This window comes from Pseudonocardia sp. TRM90224 (assembly GCF_021245725.1).
In the GTDB taxonomy this organism is placed as follows: domain Bacteria; phylum Actinomycetota; class Actinomycetes; order Mycobacteriales; family Pseudonocardiaceae; genus Pseudonocardia.
In genome coordinates this window covers 40,518-59,853 of the sequence record NZ_JAJGSX010000011.1, presented here as the reverse complement: position 1 = coordinate 59,853, position 19,336 = coordinate 40,518, and the positions used below count along the sequence as shown (strand labels likewise).

Here is a 19,336-nt window from a genome sequence, read left to right as displayed (position 1 = left end):
CCTGCGCATGAAGACTGTCCGCGCTCTGTTCGTCGCATATCTCGCCGTCATCGCGCTGGGGTTGGCGTGGGCGATCACCGTCGGGGTACTGGGGAGATGAGCGCCCTCCGGAAGGTCCTGCACGACAACGGCCTCGGGCTGGTGTTCGGGGCACTGTTCCTGCTCGCGCTCGGCGGCCAGGCGATCTCGGGTTTGGCGCAGTACAACGACGACCTCACGACGCACGGGGCCGCGGCGGTGTCGCTGGGCGGGTACCTCCTGTCGTCGTCGTTCGCGGTGGACGTCGTGGAGAACTGGCAGTCGGAGTACCTGCAGTTCTTCCTCTACATCTTTGCGACGGTGTGGCTGGTGCAGCGCGGCTCGCCGGAGTCGAAGCACCTCGACGAGGCCGGCACCGAGAGCGACGAGGAGCAGCGGGTCGGCCGGTTCGCCCGCGCCGGGTCGCCGCGGTGGGCGCGCCCCGGCGACTGGCGCACCGCCGTCTTCTCCCGCTCGCTCGGGATCGTGATGGGCGGGATCTTCCTGCTGTGCATGTTCGCGCAGTCGGTCGCGGGGTGGGCGGCGCACAACGCCGAGCAGGCCCGCCACGGCGAGCCGGCGCTGACGTGGGTGGCCTACCTCGGCGACGCGGACTTCTGGAACCGCACCACGCAGAACTGGCAGTCGGAGATGCTCGCGGTGGGCAGCATGGCCGTCTTCGGCGTCTACCTGCGCCAACGCGGCTCCCCCGAGTCCAAACCGGTGGGCGTGCCGCACGGCGAAACCGGCGAGACGGGCTGAAGCACCCCGTCGAGTCGACACTTCCGACGCGGTGAGTCGACACCCCTGACACGGTGAGTCGACACTTCCGACGCGGTGAGTCGACACCCCTGACACGGTGAGTCGACACCCGCGGCACGACCCGCCGGGCTGGAAGTGACAACTCACCGGGCTGGAAGTGACAACTCACCGGGCTGGAAGTGTCGACTCACCGGGCTGGAGGTGTCGACCCACCGCGGACGTGACGTCGTGCGCAACGGCGTCGACGTGCCGGCGAGCCCGGTTAGGATCACCTTCCGCCGAGCTCGACCGAGGAGTGCCAGTGCCCGAACCCCGTGCCACTCTGCCCGCCGCCGACGTCGCGCGGACGGTGGTCTTCGCGGCGTTCATCGCGGTGCTCGGCGTCTTCCCGGGGGTCTACGTCGGCGGCTCCGGCGTCCCGATCGTGCTGCAGAACGCGGGCCCGCTGCTGGCCGGCAGCATCCTCGGCGCGCGCCGGGCGACGGCTTCCGTGGTGCTGTTCCTCGCGGTCACGGCGGTCGGCCTGCCGCTGCTGTCCGGCGGTCGCGGTGGCATCGGCCCGTTCCTCGGGCCGAGCGGTGGCTTCCTGATCGGCTGGATCCTCTCCGCCTTCGTCGTGGGCATCATCGCGAGCCGAGGGCTGCTTACGCTGCCCCGGATGCTCGTCGCGAACCTCGCCGGCCTCGCCGCCGACTACCTCATCGGGATCCCCTTCCTCGGCATCTACAACGGCAACATGGGGGCGGCCCTCGTCCAGTCGGCGGTGTTCGTACCCGGCGACCTGGCCAAGGTCGTCGCCGCCGCGGTGATCGCCTCGCTCGTGCACCGCGCACTCCCCGGCACGCTCGCTGCGCCTACGTCCAGGCCGAGCACGAAGCCGGGCGATCCGGGCGCGTGACCCGCCCACCCGTTCTCGGCGGCACCCGACTCCCTGCGCCGCTCGCGGCGTCCGTGCGCGGGGCGGCCGGCGAGCTGGCGGCCCGCGGGGTCCACGTCGGGAGCCGCGTGGCGGTCGCGGCGGCCGACCCGCTGCCGTGGCTCCTGGGCGCCGACCTGCTCGGGGCCGCGACGCTCGTGCTGGAGCCGAGCTGGACGCCCATCGAGACCGAGGCCGTGCTCGCCGACGCCCGCCCCGACACCGTCGTCGACGGCGTACCGGCACCGTCGGCGGTCGAGGTCGAGCCGTACGGCAACGGGGACACCGCGTTCTACCTCCCGACGACGTCGGGCAGCAGCGGCCGGCCCAAGGTGCTGCAACGCACCCGGGCGTCGTGGCTGCGCAGCTTCGCCGCGCTGCCGCTCCCGGGTGACGGTCCGGTGCTCGTGCCCGGTCCGCTCAGCTCGTCGCTCTTCCTCTTCGCGGCCCTGCACGCGCTGCACGCCGGACGCCGGCCCGTCCTGATGCACCGATGGCATGCCCCCACAGCCGCCGAGCACGCGACGAGCTGCACGGTGGTGCACGTCGTCCCGGCGATGCTCGCCGCGCTGCTCGACGTGCTCGTGCAGCGCCCGGAGCTGCGGGCCGCGTGCACGCTGCGCACCGTCGTCTGCGGGGGCGCCGCGATCGGCGACCCGCTGCGGGCGCGGCTGCGGGAGCTCCTGCCGGCGTGCGAGCTCGTCGAGTACTACGGCTCCGCCGAGCACTCGCTGATCGCGATCCGCCGCGGCGACGACACCGCCTTGCGCCCGGTCGAGGGCGTCGACGTCGAGGTCCGCGACGGCGTGCTGTTCGTCCGGTCGCCGCTGGCCTTCAGCGGCTACCTGCGCGCCGGGGAGCTGCAGCCGGCGCCGGCGGGCTGGTCGACGGTCGACGACACCGCGACCCTGCACACCGGCGGCACGCTCACGCTGCACGGGCGCGGAGGTTCGGGGGTCGTCGAGAGCGGCGGCAAGCTCGTTGCCGTCGAGGAGGTGGAGGCTGCGCTGCGCGCGGTACCCGGCGTGCGTGACGTCGTGGTCGCGGGCACCCCACACGCCGTGTTCGGCGCGCTGGTCACCGCGGTCGTCGAGCCCGACCCGGCCGCCCCACCCGCGCTCCCGGCGCTGCGCGACGCCGCACGGGCCCGGTTGGAGCCGGCGAAGCGGCCGCGGCGCTGGCTCACCGTCGAGGAGCTGCCGCGCACACCGGCCGGCAAGCCCGCGCGGGCTGCGATCGCCTCGCAGCTCTCAGCGGGAGCGCTCGACGCGGCGACCCTGCAATGATCAGCACCGCGATGAACGACCGGACCCCGGTCGTCGTGGCCGCCCGCCGCACCGCGATCGGCAACGCGGGTGGGGTGCTGCGCCGGTTCACGGTGGACGAGCTGGCCGCGCCGGTGCTGCGCGCTGCGATCGCCGACGTCGGCCTCGACAGCTGCGACGAGGTGCTGCTCGGCAACGTCTTCGGCCCTGGTGGCAACCCGGCACGGGTGGCCGCGCTGCGGGCCGGCCTCGGCGAGCACGTCCCGGCGATGACCCTGGACCGGCAGTGCGCGAGCGGGCTCGCCGCGATCACGACGGCGGCGGCGCTGGTCCGGGCCGGTGACGCGGACGTCGTTCTGGCCGGCGGCGTGGAGAGCGCCTCGACCGCGCCGCACCGCGCGTGGCGGGCCGGGCAGGCACCCGAGCCGCCCCACTTCTACACGCGGGCGCCGTTCGCCCCGGCCGAGATCGGCGATCCCGACATGGGCCCGGCCGCCGACCTGGTCGCCCGCGAGGCGGGCATCTCCCGCGAGCGGCAGGACGCGTTCGCGCTGCGCAGCCACTCGCGCGCGGTCGACGCGCAACGGGCGGGGCGGTTCGCCGCCGAGATCGTCGAGATCGGCGCGGTGGGCACCGACGAGCGACCCCGCGCCGGATTCACACCGGAGCGGCTGGCCCGGTTCCGTCCGGCGTTCACCCCCGACGGCACGGCGACAGCGGCGAACTCGTGCGGGGTCAGCGACGGCGCCGCCGCGGTGCTCGTCGTGAGCGAGGAGTTCCGGCGCAGCCGCGGCCTGCCCGGCCTGCGGTTGCTCGCCGCCAGGACGTCCGGGCTCGACCCGAACCGGCTCGGGCTGGGCGCCGTCCCCGCTATGCAGGCCGTGCTCACGACAGCGCCCGAGGTGGTGGAGTTCAACGAGGCCTTCGCCGGGCAGGCGCTCGCGTGCCTCGACGCGGCCGGTGTCGACGAACACACGGCGAGCCCGGACGGCGGCGCGATCGCGTTGGGGCACCCGTGGGGCGCGTCCGGCGCGGTGCTCGTGGTGCGGCTGTTCAGCCGGATGGTGCGAGATGGCACGTCCGGCATAGGTCTGGCCGCGCTCTCGTCCGGCGGCGGGCTCGGCGTCGCGACGACGTGGGAGCCGGTCCGGTGATCGAGTTCGACGGGATCGGCCACGCCTACGGCGAGCGGGTGGTGCTGCACGACGTGGACCTGCGGCTCGCCGAGCGCCGGGTGGCGTTCGTCGGGGCCAACGGCTCCGGCAAGTCGACGCTGGCCAGGATGGTCAACGGGCTCGTCCGGCCCAGCAGCGGACGGGTGCTCGTCGACGGGATCGACCCGGCGCGGCACGGGCGCAAGGTGCGCGAGCGGGTCGGGTTCCTGTTCACGAACCCGGACAGCCAGATCGTCATGCCGACGGCGGGCGAGGACGTCGCGTTCTCCCTGCGCGGCAGCGGCCTCTCCGCGCAGGAGCGGGCCCGGCGCGCCGCGGCCGTGCTGGCCGAGCACAACCTCGACGGCTACGCCGATCACCCGGCGCACCACCTCTCGGGCGGTCAGAAGCAGCTGCTGGCGCTCTGCTCGATCCTCGTGCTGGAGCCGGACGTGCTGGTCTGCGACGAGCCGACGACCCTGCTCGACCACCGCAACACGAAGCACTTCGTCGAGGTGCTGGCCGGGCTGTCGCAGCAGGTCGTGCTGGTCACGCACGACCTCGACCTGCTCGACGGCTTCGACCGGGTGGTCGTGCTCGACGAGGGCCGGGTCGTCGCCGACGACCTCCCCGAGCCGGCGCTGCGCTTCTACCGGAAGCTGGTCGGGTGAACCCGCTGGGCCTCTACCAGCCGGGCAGCTCGCCGCTGCACCGGCTCGGCGTCGGGTGGAAGCTGCTCGCGCTGCTGGTGCTGGCGAGCGGGACGTTCGTGCTGTCGTCGCCGGTGTGGCTCGGGGTGGTGGTCGCGGCGGTTGCGCTCGGTTTCGTGGTCGCGCGGATCCCGCTCCGGCGCTGCTGGGCGGCCGCGCGCGGCGTGCTCGTGATCGCCGCGTTCCTGTTCCTCGTGCAGTGGTGGCTGATCGGGCTCGACCAGGCGACGGTGGTCGGGCTGCGGGTGATCGCGACGCTCGCCGCCGCCACGCTGTTCACGCTCACCACCCGGATCGACGCGATCGTCGCGATGCTGGAGCGCCGGCTGGCGCCTCTGCGGCGGTTCGGCGTCCGGCCGGGGGACGTCGCGCTGCTGGTCGGGCTCATGTTCCAGGCCGTCACCACGCTCACCCGCATCGCGGGTGAGGTGCGGGAGGCGCAGCGGGCCCGCGGCGCCGAGCGCTCGGTCGTCGCGTTCGCGGTGCCGCTGCTCGTGCGCACCGTGCGGCACGCCGACGAGCTGGGCGAGGCGCTCGCCGCGCGCGGCATGGGCGACCGCTGACGTCGACAACGACGTTCCGGCGGTTTGTTAGCGCTAACAACAGCCAAAACGTCGTTGTCGACGGTTACCTGGTGAGTGCGAGCCGGGCGCCGAAGGCGACGAGCGCGGCGCCGCTCACAGCGTCGACGGTGCGGCGCACCCGCGGGCGGTCGAGCACGCGGCGGGCGGCGTGCACAGCGACGCTGTAGCCGGCCAGCCAGAGGAACGTCAGCAGGCAGAAGAGCGCGCCGAACGCGAGCAGCCCCGCGAACGTGCCGGCGAACTGCGGCAGCATGCTGAGGAAGAACGCGGCCATCTTGGGGTTGGCGAGGTTGCTGACCAGGCCTTGGCGGAACGCTCGACCGTGCCCGGCCCGAGCACCGGCACCGCGCTCCGCCGCGGGCGGGTGGCCTCGCCACGCCGTCCACAGCGAGTGCGCCCCGAGGTAGATCAGATAAAGCGCGCCGGCGAGCTTCACCGCGAGGAACGCCGGCTCGGACGCCTGCAGCAGCCCGGCGATGCCCGCGCTCGCCGTGACCGTCCACACCAGCTGGCCCGACGCCACCCCGGCCGCGGTGACGACCCCGCCGCGCCGGCCGGCGGTGATCGCGTTCCGCACGGTCAGCGCGGTGTCCGGCCCCGGCGTGCAGATCACCACCGCGGACATCGCGACGAACGCCAGCAGCAGCGTGAGCATGGCTCCCATGGGAGCCATGCTGCTGCCGAGCGGATCACCCGGCCAGGGCCACCAGCGCGGCAGTGGCCTGCTCGCGGAACTCGGCGACCCGGGCGAGCTTGATGTCCTCGTAGCCGCGCACGACCTCGTGCAGCTCGGCGACCGCGACGACCTCGTCGACGGTGCCGGCGTCGAGGTGGTCGAGCGCGCCGCGCACCAGCGCCTGGTACTCCCCGACCAGCTCCCGCTCGAGCCGCCGCACCCCGGCGTAGCCGAAGACGTCGAGCGGCGTCCCACGCAGCCCGCGCGCGGCCCGCAGCCCGCGGAACACCAGCTCCGCGGACCGGCGCAGCCGCAGCTTGCGCTTCATCCCCATCGCGCGCAGGACCGGCGGGTGCAGCAGCACCGACACCGTCGCGTCCGGCCCGAACTCGGAGTCGCGGCGCGCCTTCTCGACGGTGTCGAGGTGCAGCCGGGCGACCTCGTACTCGTCCTTGTAGGCCATGAAGCGGTGCAGGCCCTTCGCGTACGCGACGGCCACCCGCTCCCCCGCCGCACCGGCGCGTTCGGTGGCGATGGCGGCGACCCGCCGCACCTCCTCGGCGTAACGGCGGGCGTACGCCTCGTCCTGGAACCCGACCAGGTCGGCGACGCGGGTCGCCAGGATCCCGGCCAGCTCGCCCCCACTATGAGCAGCGCTACCGGCGATCGTCCGGGCCAGCTCGTCCACCTCGACCGTCGCCCGCTGCGGGCCGACGGCCGCGGCCGTCACGGCGTCGAGGTCGATCACGGCGGCCCGGCCCCAGCGGAACGCCGCGAGCGTGGTCTCGACAGCGGCCCCGTTCAGCCGGATCGCCTGCTCGATCGCGTCGGCGCTGATCGGGAGCACGCCGTGCTGGTAGGCGGCGCCGACGAGCAGCATGTTCGCGGGCATGTGGTCGGCGAAGAGCGCCTCGGCCAGGCCCTGGGCGTCGAGGTAGAGGTTGGCGTCGGCACGGGTGGCCGCCCCGATGCGCTCGATCGCGTCGTCGGGGCTGCCGGGCAGCAGCACCCGCCCGGTGACCATGGCGGCCGTGGGCACGACGCTGGAGTTGACCACGGCCACCGTCCGCTCGGCGCTGCCCGCGGCGAGGTTCTCCGGCGCGGCGGCACCGAGCAGGTCGAACCCGATCAGGACGTCGGCGGTGCCGCGCGAGGCCCGCACCGAGCCGGTGACGGGCTCCTTCGCGATGCGCAGGTCGCTGACCACCGGGCCGCCCTTCTGCGCGAGCCCGGTCTGGTCGATGCCGGCCGCGTACAGGCCGTCGAGGTGCGCAGCCATCTGCAGCACCTGCGAGATCGTCACGACCCCCGTGCCGCCGATGCCCGGCATCCGCAGCACCGCCGCGTCTCCGAACGGGCGCGCCGATGGCGCCGTCAGCTCGACGGGCAGCGGCGGGACGGCCCGCCGCACCGGGCGGCCGGGCTCCACCAGAAGGAACGACGGGCAGTCGCCCTTGAGACAGCTGAAGTCGGAGTTGCACGACGCCTGGTGGATGCGGGTCTTGCGGCCGAACTCGGTCGACACCGGCTGCACCGAGAGGCACGTCGAGGCGTCGCCGCAGTCGCCGCAGCCCTCGCACACCCGCTCGTTGATCACGACCTTCTCGGCGGGCGTCGGGAGCGAACCGCGCTTGCGCAGCCTGCGCTGCTCCGCCGCGCACTGGTCGTGGTGGATCAGGACGGTCACGCCGTCGAGGCCCGCCAGCTCGCGCTCGACGTCGGCGAAATCGTCGCGGTGACGCACGGAGGCGATCTCGTCGATCGCCACCCCTCGGTAGCTCTCCGGCTCCGGCGTGGTGATCACGATCCGGCGCACGCCCTCCAGCGCGAGCGAGCGGGTCAGCTCCGGGACGTCGAGCTTGCCCTCGGCGCGCTGCCCGCCGGTCATCGCGACGGCGTCGTTGTAGAGCAGCTTGTAGGTCATCGTCACACCGGCGGCGACGGCTGCGCGGATCGCGAGCGAGCCGGAGTGGTGGAACGTCCCGTCGCCGAGGTTCTGCACGAAGTGCCGGTCGTCGGTGAACGGCGCGAGGCCGATCCACTGCGCGCCCTCGCCGCCCATCTGCGTGAGCCCGACCTGGTTGCCGCGGCCGGCGCCGTCGAGCGCGACCATGGCGTGGCAGCCGATGCCGACACCGACCAGCGTGTCGTCGCCGGTGCGGGTGGACGTGTTGTGCGGGCAGCCGGAGCAGAAGTACGGCGTGCGGCCCGAGACCGTCGGCAGGCTGATCCGCGACCGCCGCGGCGGGGTGAGCGCGGCCAGGTGCGCCGCGAACCGCGCCGCGGTGGACGCGGGCAGCCGCTCGGCGTCGATGCGCGCAGCGAGCGCCTTCGCGACGTCCTCGGCGCCGAGGCTGCCGCGTGCGGTGAGCAGCGGGCGGCCCGTCTCGTCGCGGCGCCCGACGACGTTCGGCGCGTCGGCCCGGCGGTAGAGCGCCGCCTTCAGCGCGTCCTCGAGGAACGCCGTCTTGTCCTCGACGACCACCACCTCGGCGAGGTCACCGGTCATCGCCGCGAGCTGCTCCGCGTCGAACGGGAACGGCATCGCGACCCGGATGAGCCGCATGCCCAGCGCGTCGAGCGCGGTCTCGTCGAGGCCGAGGTCGGCCATCGCGCGCAGCAACACGCCGTAGGAGGTGCCGGAGGCGAGCACGCCGATCCTGGGGCGCTGCGGGTCGAACGTCACGGCGTTGAGGCCGGTGGTGCGCGCGTACTGGCGGGCGAGGTCGAGCCTGCGGGTGAGCATGTCGTGCTCGGCGTCGACGGCCGCAGGCCCGACCAGCACCGGCGGCGCGCCGCGGTCCACGCGCTCGTTGGCCGGGATGCCGCGGCGCAACGCGTCGACGTCGACGGTCGCGGCGGCGTCGGCGATGTCCGCGACGATCTTCAGGCCGGTCCACAGCCCGCTGGCCCGCGACATCGCGACGGCGTGCAGCCCCAGCTCGACGATCTCCGCGACCGACCCCGGCGCCAGCAGCGGCATCGAGAGGCTCTGGCACATCGGCTCACACGAGCTGGGCACGGTCGAGGACTTGCTGCTCGGGTCGTCCCCGATCCACGCCACCGCTCCGCCCAGCGCGGACGTGCCTGCGACGTTGCCGTGCCGGATCGCGTCGGCGGCGCGGTCGAGACCGGGGTTCTTGCCGTACCAGAAGCCGGTGACGCCGTCGTGGCGGCGGCCGGGCAGCTGGCGCAGCACCTGGGTGCCGGCGACCGCGGTCGCGGCGAGCTCCTCGTTCAGCCCGGCCTTGAACACCACGCCCGCGGGGTCGAGCAGCTTGCGCGCGCGGACCATCGCGGAGTCGACCCCGGCGAGCGGTGAGCCCTGGTAGCCGCTGACGAACACGCGGGTGTCGAGGCCGCGGGCCGTGTCGAGGGCGCGTTGCTCCAACGTCAGCCGGACCAGCGCCTGGATGCCCGAGAGCAGCACGCGCCCGTGCTGGGCGGTGTACTTGTCGTCCAGTGACACGGCAACGTCCACGGTGCTGCTCACAGGGATCCTCCAGCGTGGTGGGTTGCCCAGCAGCACACCGCACGCTCGCCGGCTGCGCAAGTTAGTGATGCAAACTGGTATCGAGCACGCAAAGTTCTCCCACTGGAGACCGCTTCGGCGTCTAGAGTTTGCGCATGGCGGACGTCGACGAGACCGACCACACGCTCCTGCGGCTGCTGCGCGAGGACGGGCGGCGGACCTACTCGGAGATGGCGCGCGACGTCGGACTCTCCGTCGCGGCCGTCAAACGAAGGGTCGACCGGCTCCGCGACATCGGCGTGATCACCGGGTTCACGGTGCAGGTCGACCACACGAAGCTCGGGTGGGGCATCGAGGCGTTCACCGAGGTCCGGTACGTCGGCACGACCAGCGTTGGCGAGATCGTGCACACCGCGGCCGGGATCCCGGAGGTGCAGGCCGTCTTCACGATCGCGGGCGATCCCGACGCGCTCTTCCGCGTCCGCGTGCGCGACATCGGCCACCTGCAGGACGTGATCGACCAGCTCCGCCGCTCCGGCACCGTCACCGGCACCAAAACGCTCATGGTGCTGGGCTCCTGGGCCCGCGAGTAGCCCAACTCCCCCACCGTTTTGGGTGGATGCGCGCCCTGCGGGCGCGCAAGTGCACAAAACGGTGGGGAACTTCGGGTCAGCCGGCGCGCAGGGCGGTGAGGCGGGGCGCCCGGGCGGCGGGCGAGTCGAGGCTCATGCCCCTGACGTCGCCCAGGTCGTCGAGGGCGAAGCGCTCCGTGCGGGCGATCGCGGCAACGAGCTCGTCGTCGCGGGGGACGAACAGCTGGTGCACGATCTCGCCGGCGTCCGGGTCGAACTCCCAGAGGCCCACGATCCGGCCGCGGTCGACGATCAGCTGGCACGGCGGGTCGGCGAGCTCACCCAGCGTGCGACGGCCCGCCGGTTCGGGGCGTCCGACGTCGGCGGGGTCGAGCAGCCTGCCCATGTCGCGGTGCAGGAGGTGGATCCCGTCGATCCAGCTGACCAGCGCGTACTGCGGCGCGGCCGGGCGTTCGAAGGCGTCGAACTCCGCTGCCAGGTCGGCCGGGACGAACATGTCGTCGCCGACCGGGACGAGCTCCAGCTCGGCGACGGCCCGCTTCACCGCCGCCGCGCTCGCGCCGGAGAACCACCGGAAGTGCTTGATCGTTGCCGGTCCCGCCCACGTGAAGTACCGGCGGGCCAGCTCGACGAGCGCCCGGTCCGGGTCGACCGGCTCGGCGAGCGGCGACGGCTCCCACGGCACGTAACCGAACCGCTGCTGGTCGAGCCGCCCGTCGACGGGCACCCGCCGGATGAGCCCGCGGGCCTGCAGCAACCCCAACGCGAGCGGCATCGTCGACGACGTGCCGCGCTTCTTGCCGGCCGCACCCAGGCTGCGGGCCGCATCTCCGACGGCCGAGCGGATCGCGGTCGGGCCGAGCGGCTCACCCGCCGAGCCGAGCAGGTCGAGCACCGCCGCGCAGAGCTTGTCGATCTCGCCGGTCGTGACGTCGAGGTGCTTGACCGCCGCCGCGAGCTCGCCCTCCGGTGCGCCCGCACCGACCGTCAACCCGACCGCGTAGTCGGCGGCGGGCAGCACGTAGGTGCAGCCCCGCGCCGACGGCAGCTCGTGCACCTCCTGCGCGGCGACGGCGGCGTCGACCTCGGCCCGGCCGAGCCCGGCCCGCGCGAACAGCGTGAGGTAGGGCGCCGCGCCGCCGACCGAACGCGCCCACCCCGTCGAGGCCAGCACCTGGGCGGCGGTCGTGCCGGTCGGAAGTCCGTCCAGGCCTTGGCGGTGCGACCACCACGCCCGCAGCTCCTCGATTCCCATGAGCAGAAGTATGGCCTAGAGTGGATACATCCACAACGGATACATCTATTTCGGGGAGCACCGTGACACCGGCGATGTTCGCGCTGCTGCTCGCCCTCACCCGGGGCGAGCAGCACGGCTACGGCCTGATGGCGGCCGTCGAGCAGCTGACCGCGGGCCGGGTCCGCCTCGGCGCAGGCACGCTCTACCGCACGTTGCAGCGCCTGCGCGTCGACGGCTTCATCGAGGAGACCGATTCCGACGAGGAGGCGGTCCGGGCCGACCGGCGGGCCGAACGTCGGCGCAGCTACCGCATAACGGCAGCGGGACGCGCCGCCGTCACCGACGAGGTCGTCCACCTGGCAGCGCTGCTGGCCGGCGACACCGCGCAGGACCTCCTGCAGGAGAGGAAGACCAACCGATGACCAACAGTGAGTTCCCCGGCATCACCCCGCAGCTCACCGTGCCCGACACCGACGCCGCCGTGCGCTTCTACCGGGCCGCGTTCGGCGCCGACGAGCTCCTGCGCAACGCGGGGCCGGACGGCCGCGTCTTCCACTGCGAGCTGCTCCTGTTCGGCGGCCGGCTGCTGCTGCACGACGACTTCAGCGAGCGCGGCGAGACACCCCAGGCCCTCGGCGGGAGCCCCGTCGTCCTGCACCTCTACACCGACGACGTCGACGCGGCGTTCGCCACGGCCGTCGCGGCCGGCGCCACCCCCGACATGGAACCGTCCGACGCGTTCTGGGGCGACCGGTACGCCATGGTCACCGACCCGTTCGGGCACCGCTGGTCGCTCGGCAGCGTCCGCGAGGACCTGTCCGTCTCGGAACTGGAGGGCAGGGCCGACACCTGGGCGGACTCCAGGGCCGACACCCCGTAGAAGGTCCCCACCGTTTTGCCAACCTGCACACCCTCCAGGGCGTGCAAATAGACAAAACGGTGGGGAAGTTCGGTCAGCGGCGGCGGGAGAACCGGACGGAGAGCGTGCCGGCGAGCGCCGCGAGGGCCAGCGCGATGGCGACGTCGCGGGCGAGTACGAGCAGCGACGGCGATGCGGCGTCGAGCGCCTTGATCGCGGTGCCGACGGGCGGCAGCCAGTTCTGGATGCCCGTGACCACGACGATCCCGGCGACCGCCAGCGCCGTCCAGCCGATGCCCCTGAGCACCGGTCGGGCACAGGCGAGACCCACCGCCGTGCCGGAGACCGCGGCCGCGAGGTGGGCCAGCGCGCCCGCGACGACGAGCTGCGGCGGGTACTCGTACCGAGTAGCGATCATCGGCCACACGATCGCCATCGCGACCAGCACGACGTCCACCACGAGGCAGGTCGCCAGCAGCCCCCCGACCACCCGCCACGGGCTGCCTGCGGCGGCCGTCGTGACGTCGCGCTGCACCGGGTCCTCGGTGTTCGCGACGGTCACGGCGAGCCACGCCGCCACCGGGTAGAGCGCGAGCCCCGAGGCCGCCCACGGCGCGGGCGGCGCCCCCGGATCGCCGCCGAAGAGCACTGCGAGCAGCCCGGCGTAGAGCACGCACGGGATGAGGAAACGCTGCGAGCGGAGCAGGTCGGAGAGCGAGTAGCGCAGCAGCGGCAGGATCACGGCCGGGCTCCCGCGGCGAGCGGACGGACCTCACGAACCGAGCACCCCAGCTGCAACGCCCGCCGCAGCAGCCCGTCGACGTGCCCAGACGGCACCGTCAGCGTCACCGCGCCCGCCGCCACCGTGACATCGTGCTCGGGGTCGGTGGCGAGCTCGCCCGCCATCAGGTCCGGCTCGCGGCACAGCAGCGTCACCACCGCGCAGGGCCCCGCAGCATCCCCGTCCTGCAGCTTCCCGTCGCGCAGCTGCATGCGCCGGAGCCGGGGCAGCGCGTCGGCGATCCCGGTGTGGTCGGTGACGACGACCATGGCGCCGCTCTCGGCCGCGGCGGCGACCGCCGAGGTCAGCGCGGGGCGAGCGGCGACGTCGAGACCCGACCACGGTTCGTCGAGCACGAGCAGCTCCGCGCCGCCGGCAAGCGCCTGCGCGAGGCCGACCTTCTGCGCGTTGCCCTTGGAGAGCTGGTTCATCGGCACGCCCGGATCGGCGGTGAAGCCGAGGTCCGCGAGAACCGCGGAGGTCAGCACAGCCGCGTCCCCGCCGGCACACCGGACCCTCCGCATGTGCCGCAAGTAGGCGCCGACGGGCATGCGCAGGTGCGCGGGGAACCGGTCGGGCACGTAACCGACACCCTTCGGGCGACCGGTGACCCGGCCCCAGGTCGGGGCGGTCGCGCCGGCAGCGATGCGCAGCAGGGTCGTCTTGCCGGACCCGTTCGCCCCCGCGATGACGACGGGCAGGCCCGGCTCGGCCGCCAGTTCGATCCCGTCGACGATCACCGGGCCGCGGCCGTACCGCTTCCCGACGCCCTCCATCCGGAGCCCCACCGGCCCATGCTCCCGCATGGTCCCCGTCAGCGGATGGGCGCCTTCCCCGCGACGTCGAGCACCGTCCCGCTGACGAAGACCGGCTGCGCGGAGGCGAGGTAGCGCACGGCGGAGGCGATCTCGGCCGGCGTGGGCGCGACCTGCCCGGCGGTGTCGTGCTGACCGGTCGGTTCCGGCGCCACCGACGAAACGGCGATCCGATAGGGCGCGAGCGCGACGGCGAGCGACTGGCCCATCGCGATCAGCCCCGCTGTCGCTGCCGCGTAGGCGGGCGCCTCCGGGACGCCGCCGCGGGCCGACCTGGCGCCGATCGTCACGATCCGGCCACCCTGCCCGCGGCGGACCATGTGCCGCGCGACGCACCACGAGACGTTGGCCGTGCCGAGCAGGTCGACCTCGACGGCCTCCCGCCACGCCTGCCGCCATTCCAGGTAGCTGGTGGTGAGCGGGTCGTGCATGCGGAGCACGGCGGCGCCGTTGACCAGCACGTCGATCCCGCCGAGCCCGTCGGCCGCGGCGGTGACGAAGGACGCGACGGCCTCCGGGTTGGCGACGTCGCCCTTCACCAGAACGTGGCCGTCGCCGTCGAGCGCGGCGAGCGCCTGTTGCGCCTCGAGCGGGGAGTCGCGGTGGTGGATGGCGACCCGGTCTCCCGCGGCAGCGAAGACCTTCGCGACCGCGCGCCCGATTCCGCGTGACCCGCCGGTCACGAGGACGCCCCTACCGCCCAACTCGCATTCTCCCTCCGCGTGCCCTGGGCACTATGCGACCAACGAGACGACACGGGAAGGGGCTCCGGGCCGGAAGTTTTCGGCAGCTCCACCAGCTGCGGGAACGCCGGAGAAAATCTCACGCCGGGAGCGCACGGTCTGAACGCCTTGTGTCGGCCTTCCGGTGAGCGGTCAGCAGGTGAACCGTTCGAGACCGACCGCCCGGGTCGACCACCCCGGCGGTCCGGGGAGGGCAGGAAAGCCACTTTCAGGCCCTGTGAGGGCAGGAAAGTGGCTTTCCTGCCCTCACAGCCGGCATGGTCACATGGCCGTGCCCGTCGTGCGGACGGTCCAGCGGCCGGGTCCGCCGCCCAGCGAGGTGGCGGTGAGCGGGGCGACGTCGATCCGCCAGAACCCGTGCGGCGCGCCGGACACCACCGCCAGCACCGCGGCCCTGACGACCGCGGCGTGCGTGACGGCCACGGTGTGGCCGTCGCCGGGCACGCCGTCCAGCCAGCCGGCGACCCGTTCCAGCAACGCGGTGAGCGGCTCGCCGCCGTGCGGTGCCGCGTCGGGCACCGTCAGCCACTCCTGCACGGCGTCCGGCTCGGCTGCCACGACCTCGTCGAGCGTGCGGCCGGCCCACCGGCCGAGGTCCCAGTCGCGCAGCCCGGCGTCGACGGTCGCGGCCAGGCCGAGCGCTTCGGCCGTCTCGCGGCAGCCGGTCGCGGGCCCGCAGACCGCCCGGTCGTGCCGCGGCACCGCCGCTCGCGCCGCGGCGGCCCGGGCGGTGCCGCGTGGTTCGAGCGGTTCGTCCTGCGCGAAGGCCGCGGCCGCAGTGGCCCGGGTGGAGGCGTGGGTGACGAGGGTCAGGCGAGCGCTCACCGCGGCAGCGTGCCACCGGCCGGCCCGCCCCGCGACGTGACCTCGACTGCTTGTGGATCACCGCGGTTGACACGTCCGCGGGCCCGTCGCACACTCGGTCAGCTCGCCTGAAGATATGTTCAGATGTCGATGTTCGTCCGAACGAAGGGCTCATCCATGTCCGAGGCCGCGGCAGCCCCGTACACCCCATCGGTGCCCGTCTCGATCCCCCTGCGGGAGATCGCGCCGTGGGCGCTCTTCGCCGGTGTGATCCTGCTGAGCCTGCTGTACCTCGTCGGCATGGACCAGGGCGCGACGTCGGTGATCTCCGGGAGCGTCCTGCACGAGTTCGTCCACGACGGCCGCCACCTGCTGGGCTTCCCCTGCCACTGAGCATGCGGACCCTCCTTCTCCGCGGCATGCTCGCCGGCGTGCTCGCCGGGCTGCTGTACGCGGTCTTCGCCTACCTGTTCGGTGAGCCCGCGGTCGACGGGGCCATCGCGTTCGAGGACCAGCTCGCCGCTGCGGCGGGTGAGGTGCCCGGCGAGGAGCTGGTCAGCCGCGGCGTGCAGAGCACGTTGGGGCTCGGCGTCGCGGCGCTGCTCTACGGCGCGGCGGTCGGCGGGATCTTCGCGCTGGCGTACGCGTTCCTGGCCGGTCGGGTGATCCGTTTCGGCCCGCGGGGCACCGCGGCGACGCTCGCGCTGCTCGCGTTCCTCGTGGTGATCGTCGTGCCGTTCCTCAAATACCCGGCCAACCCGCCGGCGTCGAGCATCGACGACACCATCGGCCAGCGCACCAGCTTGTACGTCGTGATGGTCGTGCTGTCGGTGCTGCTCGCCGTCGGGGCCGGCGCGCTGCGCGAGCAGCTGCTCGGACGGCTCGGCGGCTGGAACGCCACGCTGGTCGCGGCGGCCGCGTACATCGTGCTGGTCGGGGTGGTGATGGTGTTGCTCCCGACGATCGACGAGACACCCGCCGACTTCCCCGCGGTCGTCTTCTACCAGTTCCGGCTGGCCTCGCTCGGCGGCCACGTCGTGCTCTGGACGGCGCTCGGGCTGATCTTCGGTGCGCTCGTCGACACCCACGCGCGACGTGCGGCTGCGACCGCGTAGGGCTGTCGCCCGGCTCGTCGCAGGGATCATCGCTGCGGTCGTGCTCGTCCCGCTGGGGACGGGCACGGCGGCGGCGCACGGCGGCGACGGCCCGGAGCCGTCGGCGCACCTGCCGCGGATCCTCGCGGTCGAGCCGGCCGTGCCGGGGCTCGCGGTCACGGTGATCGAGGGTGGCTACCGGCTGCGCGTCGACAACGGGACGGGCACGACGGTGACCGTCCTGCCACCGAACGGCGCGGCCCGCAGCAGCGAGCCCGTCGTCCCGCCCGGCGGCTCGGCGCGCTGGGCCGATCTGCGGGTAGCCGCCGCCGAGGCGGGCGGGCCGCCGCCGGAAGGCACCCGGGCCTGGACGGTCCCGCTGCTCGTCGGCGACGTCCCGGTGCTGGTGCGCGGCGAGCAGACCTGGCCCCCGCCCCCGGCGGCGCTCCTGTGGTGGGCGTTGACCGCGCTCGCGGCGATCGGGGCCGCCCTGATCGGCATCGGCGCTGCCGGCATCGGCGCGGTCGGCCCCGGCGCGGTCGGCCGGCCCCGGCTCGCGGTCCCGCTCGCGGCCACCACCCTCTTGGTGGCCGCGGCGCACGCGGTGCACATCCTCGGCTCGGCGCTGGTCGTCGACGGCACCGCGTACCCGCAGGCGGTGCTCGGCTCGGCCGGCGTGACGGTCGTGGTGTGGCCGATCGCCGTCGCCGGTGCCGTGCTGGCCGCTCGCGGGCGCCGCTACGGGCCGCTGCTCTGCGCGCTCGCCGGCGCCGTGCTCGCCCAGTTCAGCGCGTTCGAGCTGGCGGCCTTCAGCAACGCCGTGCTGCCCTTCGGCTGGAACCCCGACCTGGACCGCGCCATGATCGTGCTGACGTTCGGTGGCGGGCTCGGGCTGTTCCTGAGCGGCTTCCGGGTGCTCGGCACTTTTACGGCAACACCGCGCTCCTGAGCGTCATGCCGCCTCGCACTGCTCGACGGCCGTTCGGGCTGGTCGAAGGTGTACGAGAATCAGTCCGATTGCGGCGATGACCAGATTCTGGAATGCGGCTTGCAACCCATTCCAGGTTTCCGACTGCCACATCGAGAACCACTCGTTGCCGATCGCGACGAATCCGCCGCCGAACAGGACCACCCACATCAGCCAGCCGGCGCTCGAGAGCTGCCGGGCGGTCTCGCGGTGGCGATCGGTTCCCGGGCGCATCCACATGAACGCTGCCGCGAACAGCAGGGCGGCGGCCGCCAACTCCCACACGATGATCGCGACGTACGTCACCGTGGCCACGGCCGGACTGCTGATCGCCCGCCACATCGTGGTCTTGAAGGTGGTGTCCATGGAGAGGACGTGGATGACGAACTGGTGGTTCGTCTCGAAGTCGGTGATGTTCCCGAGGCCGGTCAATCCCATCTGCACCGCCGTGATCAGCGTGAATGTCACGATGACGGCATGCAGACTGCCTACTCGACGCAGTACACCCATTGTGTGCCTTCCCCCGATTCGTGTCGTGCCGCATTGATGATGCAGCACACAACACGATCGCGGCAGAGCAAACAATCCGTCGACAACGACGTCATGGCTGTTTGTTAGGGCTCACAACAGCCAGAACGTCGTTGTCGACGCTCGGGGCGCGCAGCGCCAGCACTCCGACGAGCGCGGCCGCGACCTGCGCGCAGGCGGCGACGAGCACCACCGTGCCGGTGCCGAGGTGCAGGACCAGCTGGCCGCCCGCGGCTTGGCCCAGCGCGAGCACACCCATGCGCAGGCTCGCGGCGGTGGTTCCGACGCGGCCCTGCAGGTCGAGCGGGCTGTACTGCTGCCGGGCGCCGAACATCGCCGGCATCATCGGCCCGTAGAGCAGCCCGGCGACGGCGACCAGCACGATCAGCGTCGCGAGGTTCCCGGCGAGCGGCCACGCCGCCATCACCACGCCGTAGGCCACGATCGTCGCCAGCACGGTCCGCTCCGGGCGCCACCGGTGCTGCCACCGGCCGAACAGCAGTGCGGTCAGCACGGAGCCCGCTTCCATCGCCGTCCACAGGTAGCCGCTGGTGGCGCTCTCCTCGCCGAGCGTGCGCATGTGCAGCGGCAGCGCCACCAGCAGCAGCCCGGTCGCGCCGAGCGAGAGCGTCGAGGCCACCGTCGACGAGCGCAGCGGCGCCACCCGCGCGAGGTGCCGCAGCCCGTCGACGGCCGCGGCGACGACGGACGACCGCTCCCCCGAACCCGTCGGGACGACCGGCGGCACGACCGGCAACGCCACCACAGCAACCGCGCTGACCAGCGCCGTCGCAACGATGAGCAGGACGGCCGCCTCCGCCGAGACCAGCGCGGCGACCGTCGCGGCCGCGGCCGGACCGGCCATGGTCGCGCTGCCGAAGCTGGCGGCCTCCGCGGCGTTCGCCCTGGTCAGCAGCGACGGCGCGACGATGCTGGGCAGCATGCTCGTGAAGCCCGCGCTGACCATCGGCAGCATGACGCCGGCCGCGCCCGCGAGCACGAGCACCACCCAGCCCGGCGCCCTCCCGACGGCGGCGAGCAAGCACACCATGGCCGTGGCCAGCACGATCTGGCTCGCGGCGAGCGCCGTCCGCCGGTAGGCCGTGCGGTCGAGCCACGCCCCGAGCAGCGGTCCGCTGACGATCCCCGGGAACGCGAAGGCCGCACCGGCGAGGCCCGCGAGCGCCGGGTCGCCCGTCCGCTCCAGCACGAGCAGGACCAGCGCGAACCCGACCATCTCGGCGCCCGTTCTGGCCAGTGTCGCGGTCAGGTAGTAGGCCGGCATCCCCGGCGCGCCGAGCAGTCGCATGACACCCCCGGCCGGGACGTTACCTCGCGAATACGCTGGTGCACGGCCG

At 73.6% G+C, this 19,336-nt stretch carries 21 protein-coding genes; 12 read left to right on the top strand and 9 right to left on the bottom strand.

All coding sequences use genetic code 11. The features are described from left to right. The first annotated feature begins 96 nt into the window (after positions 1-96). From LL648_RS19415 to LL648_RS19390, 6 genes are all read left to right on the top strand, one after another. Positions 97-780 carry a DUF6766 family protein gene (locus LL648_RS19415; protein WP_232664024.1) on the top strand — a complete coding sequence of 228 codons (684 nt, stop codon included), beginning with the start codon at positions 97-99 and terminating at the stop codon, positions 778-780. A 301-nt stretch (positions 781-1,081) separates the two neighbouring features. Next, positions 1,082-1,678: a biotin transporter BioY gene (locus tag LL648_RS19410; protein WP_232664023.1), complete on the top strand. Its 597-nt coding sequence runs from the start codon at positions 1,082-1,084 to the stop codon at positions 1,676-1,678. Then, positions 1,675-2,982, top strand: a complete 1,308-nt coding sequence (locus LL648_RS19405; RefSeq protein WP_232664022.1) for a class I adenylate-forming enzyme family protein — start codon at positions 1,675-1,677, stop codon at positions 2,980-2,982. Before LL648_RS19410 ends, LL648_RS19405 begins: the two co-directional genes overlap by 4 nt. Next, on the top strand, positions 2,979-4,115 hold the full coding sequence (locus tag LL648_RS19400; protein WP_232664021.1) for a thiolase family protein: 1,137 nt from the start codon (positions 2,979-2,981) through the stop codon (positions 4,113-4,115). The genes LL648_RS19405 and LL648_RS19400 overlap by 4 nt, the downstream gene beginning before the upstream one ends. Then, positions 4,112-4,786, top strand: a complete 675-nt coding sequence (locus LL648_RS19395) for an energy-coupling factor ABC transporter ATP-binding protein (protein ID WP_232664020.1) — start codon at positions 4,112-4,114, stop codon at positions 4,784-4,786. Before LL648_RS19400 ends, LL648_RS19395 begins: the two co-directional genes overlap by 4 nt. After that, on the top strand, positions 4,783-5,388 hold the full coding sequence (locus LL648_RS19390; RefSeq protein ID WP_232664019.1) for an energy-coupling factor transporter transmembrane component T family protein: 606 nt from the start codon (positions 4,783-4,785) through the stop codon (positions 5,386-5,388). The genes LL648_RS19395 and LL648_RS19390 overlap by 4 nt, the downstream gene beginning before the upstream one ends. A 64-nt stretch (positions 5,389-5,452) precedes the next feature. Here LL648_RS19390 and LL648_RS19385 read toward each other — a convergent pair whose 3' ends face one another. Together LL648_RS19385 and LL648_RS19380 are read right to left on the bottom strand one after the other, a co-directional pair. Next, positions 5,453-6,073 (bottom strand): LysE family translocator, encoded by a 621-nt coding sequence (locus tag LL648_RS19385; RefSeq protein ID WP_232664018.1) that lies wholly within the window; start codon positions 6,071-6,073, stop codon positions 5,453-5,455. A gap of 25 nt (positions 6,074-6,098) precedes the next feature. Then, a complete protein-coding gene (locus tag LL648_RS19380) occupies positions 6,099-9,578 on the bottom strand; it encodes an indolepyruvate ferredoxin oxidoreductase family protein (RefSeq protein ID WP_232664017.1) in 3,480 nt (1,159 codons plus the stop codon). Positions 9,579-9,712: 134 nt separating this feature from the next. Here LL648_RS19380 and LL648_RS19375 point away from each other — a divergent pair, with 134 nt between their 5' ends. Next, on the top strand, positions 9,713-10,150 hold the full coding sequence (locus tag LL648_RS19375; protein ID WP_232664016.1) for an Lrp/AsnC family transcriptional regulator: 438 nt from the start codon (positions 9,713-9,715) through the stop codon (positions 10,148-10,150). Between the two features lie 76 nt (positions 10,151-10,226). Here LL648_RS19375 and LL648_RS19370 read toward each other — a convergent pair whose 3' ends face one another. Further along, a complete protein-coding gene (locus LL648_RS19370) occupies positions 10,227-11,405 on the bottom strand; it encodes a DNA glycosylase AlkZ-like family protein (protein WP_232664015.1) in 1,179 nt (392 codons plus the stop codon). A 62-nt stretch (positions 11,406-11,467) separates the two neighbouring features. On the opposite strand from LL648_RS19370, the gene LL648_RS19365 reads away from it, so the two are divergent. Both LL648_RS19365 and LL648_RS19360 read left to right on the top strand, forming a co-directional pair. Further along, positions 11,468-11,809 (top strand): PadR family transcriptional regulator, encoded by a 342-nt coding sequence (locus tag LL648_RS19365; protein WP_232664014.1) that lies wholly within the window; start codon positions 11,468-11,470, stop codon positions 11,807-11,809. Then, positions 11,806-12,267: a VOC family protein gene (locus LL648_RS19360; protein ID WP_232664013.1), complete on the top strand. Its 462-nt coding sequence runs from the start codon at positions 11,806-11,808 to the stop codon at positions 12,265-12,267. The genes LL648_RS19365 and LL648_RS19360 overlap by 4 nt, the downstream gene beginning before the upstream one ends. Positions 12,268-12,340: 73 nt before the next feature. On the opposite strand, the gene LL648_RS19355 is transcribed toward LL648_RS19360, so the two are convergent. From LL648_RS19355 to LL648_RS19340, 4 genes are all read right to left on the bottom strand, one after another. Next, complete coding sequence (locus LL648_RS19355; protein WP_232664012.1) at positions 12,341-12,988, bottom strand: hypothetical protein; 648 nt, start codon at positions 12,986-12,988, stop codon at positions 12,341-12,343. Further along, a complete protein-coding gene (locus LL648_RS19350) occupies positions 12,985-13,815 on the bottom strand; it encodes an ATP-binding cassette domain-containing protein (RefSeq protein ID WP_232664011.1) in 831 nt (276 codons plus the stop codon). Before LL648_RS19350 ends, LL648_RS19355 begins: the two co-directional genes overlap by 4 nt. Positions 13,816-13,841: 26 nt before the next feature. Continuing rightward, the gene (locus LL648_RS19345) at positions 13,842-14,525 is read right to left on the bottom strand and encodes an SDR family NAD(P)-dependent oxidoreductase (protein ID WP_232664010.1); all 684 of its coding nucleotides are present in this window, start codon (positions 14,523-14,525) and stop codon (positions 13,842-13,844) included. Between the two features lie 321 nt (positions 14,526-14,846). Beyond that, on the bottom strand, positions 14,847-15,410 hold the full coding sequence (locus LL648_RS19340; RefSeq protein ID WP_232664009.1) for a histidine phosphatase family protein: 564 nt from the start codon (positions 15,408-15,410) through the stop codon (positions 14,847-14,849). A gap of 156 nt (positions 15,411-15,566) precedes the next feature. Between LL648_RS19340 and LL648_RS19335 the strand changes: the two genes are divergently transcribed. Genes LL648_RS19335 through LL648_RS19325 form a run of 3 tightly spaced genes read left to right on the top strand, consistent with a single transcriptional unit; the run spans position 15,567 to position 17,432 of the window. After that, on the top strand, positions 15,567-15,782 hold the full coding sequence (locus LL648_RS19335) for a CbtB domain-containing protein (RefSeq protein WP_232664008.1): 216 nt from the start codon (positions 15,567-15,569) through the stop codon (positions 15,780-15,782). A 2-nt stretch (positions 15,783-15,784) separates the two neighbouring features. After that, positions 15,785-16,504, top strand: a complete 720-nt coding sequence (locus LL648_RS19330) for a CbtA family protein (RefSeq protein WP_232664007.1) — start codon at positions 15,785-15,787, stop codon at positions 16,502-16,504. Next, entirely contained in the window at positions 16,485-17,432 is a 948-nt protein-coding gene (locus LL648_RS19325) for a hypothetical protein (RefSeq protein ID WP_232664006.1), read from the top strand. Before LL648_RS19330 ends, LL648_RS19325 begins: the two co-directional genes overlap by 20 nt. Before the next feature lie 3 nt (positions 17,433-17,435). On the opposite strand, the gene LL648_RS19320 is transcribed toward LL648_RS19325, so the two are convergent. Next, positions 17,436-17,918 (bottom strand): DUF2165 domain-containing protein, encoded by a 483-nt coding sequence (locus tag LL648_RS19320; protein ID WP_232664005.1) that lies wholly within the window; start codon positions 17,916-17,918, stop codon positions 17,436-17,438. 133 nt (positions 17,919-18,051) lie between these two features. Next, positions 18,052-19,287 (bottom strand): MFS transporter, encoded by a 1,236-nt coding sequence (locus tag LL648_RS19315; RefSeq protein ID WP_232664004.1) that lies wholly within the window; start codon positions 19,285-19,287, stop codon positions 18,052-18,054. Between the last annotated feature and the right edge of the window lie 49 nt (positions 19,288-19,336).

Bases quoted from the DNA above. Each gene is read 5' to 3' on its own strand.
- LL648_RS19415 (WP_232664024.1), top strand. From the start codon at position 97: ATGAGCGCCCTCCGGAAGGTCCTGCACGACAACGGCCTCGGGCTGGTG.
- LL648_RS19400 (WP_232664021.1), top strand. From the start codon at position 2,979: ATGATCAGCACCGCGATGAACGACCGGACCCCGGTCGTCGTGGCCGCC.
- LL648_RS19385 (WP_232664018.1), bottom strand. From the start codon at position 6,073: ATGGGAGCCATGCTCACGCTGCTGCTGGCGTTCGTCGCGATGTCCGCG.
- LL648_RS19375 (WP_232664016.1), top strand. From the start codon at position 9,713: ATGGCGGACGTCGACGAGACCGACCACACGCTCCTGCGGCTGCTGCGC.
- LL648_RS19370 (WP_232664015.1), bottom strand. From the start codon at position 11,405: ATGGGAATCGAGGAGCTGCGGGCGTGGTGGTCGCACCGCCAAGGCCTG.
- LL648_RS19360 (WP_232664013.1), top strand. From the start codon at position 11,806: ATGACCAACAGTGAGTTCCCCGGCATCACCCCGCAGCTCACCGTGCCC.
- LL648_RS19335 (WP_232664008.1), top strand. From the start codon at position 15,567: ATGTCCGAGGCCGCGGCAGCCCCGTACACCCCATCGGTGCCCGTCTCG.
- LL648_RS19330 (WP_232664007.1), top strand. From the start codon at position 15,785: ATGCGGACCCTCCTTCTCCGCGGCATGCTCGCCGGCGTGCTCGCCGGG.
- LL648_RS19315 (WP_232664004.1), bottom strand. From the start codon at position 19,287: ATGCGACTGCTCGGCGCGCCGGGGATGCCGGCCTACTACCTGACCGCG.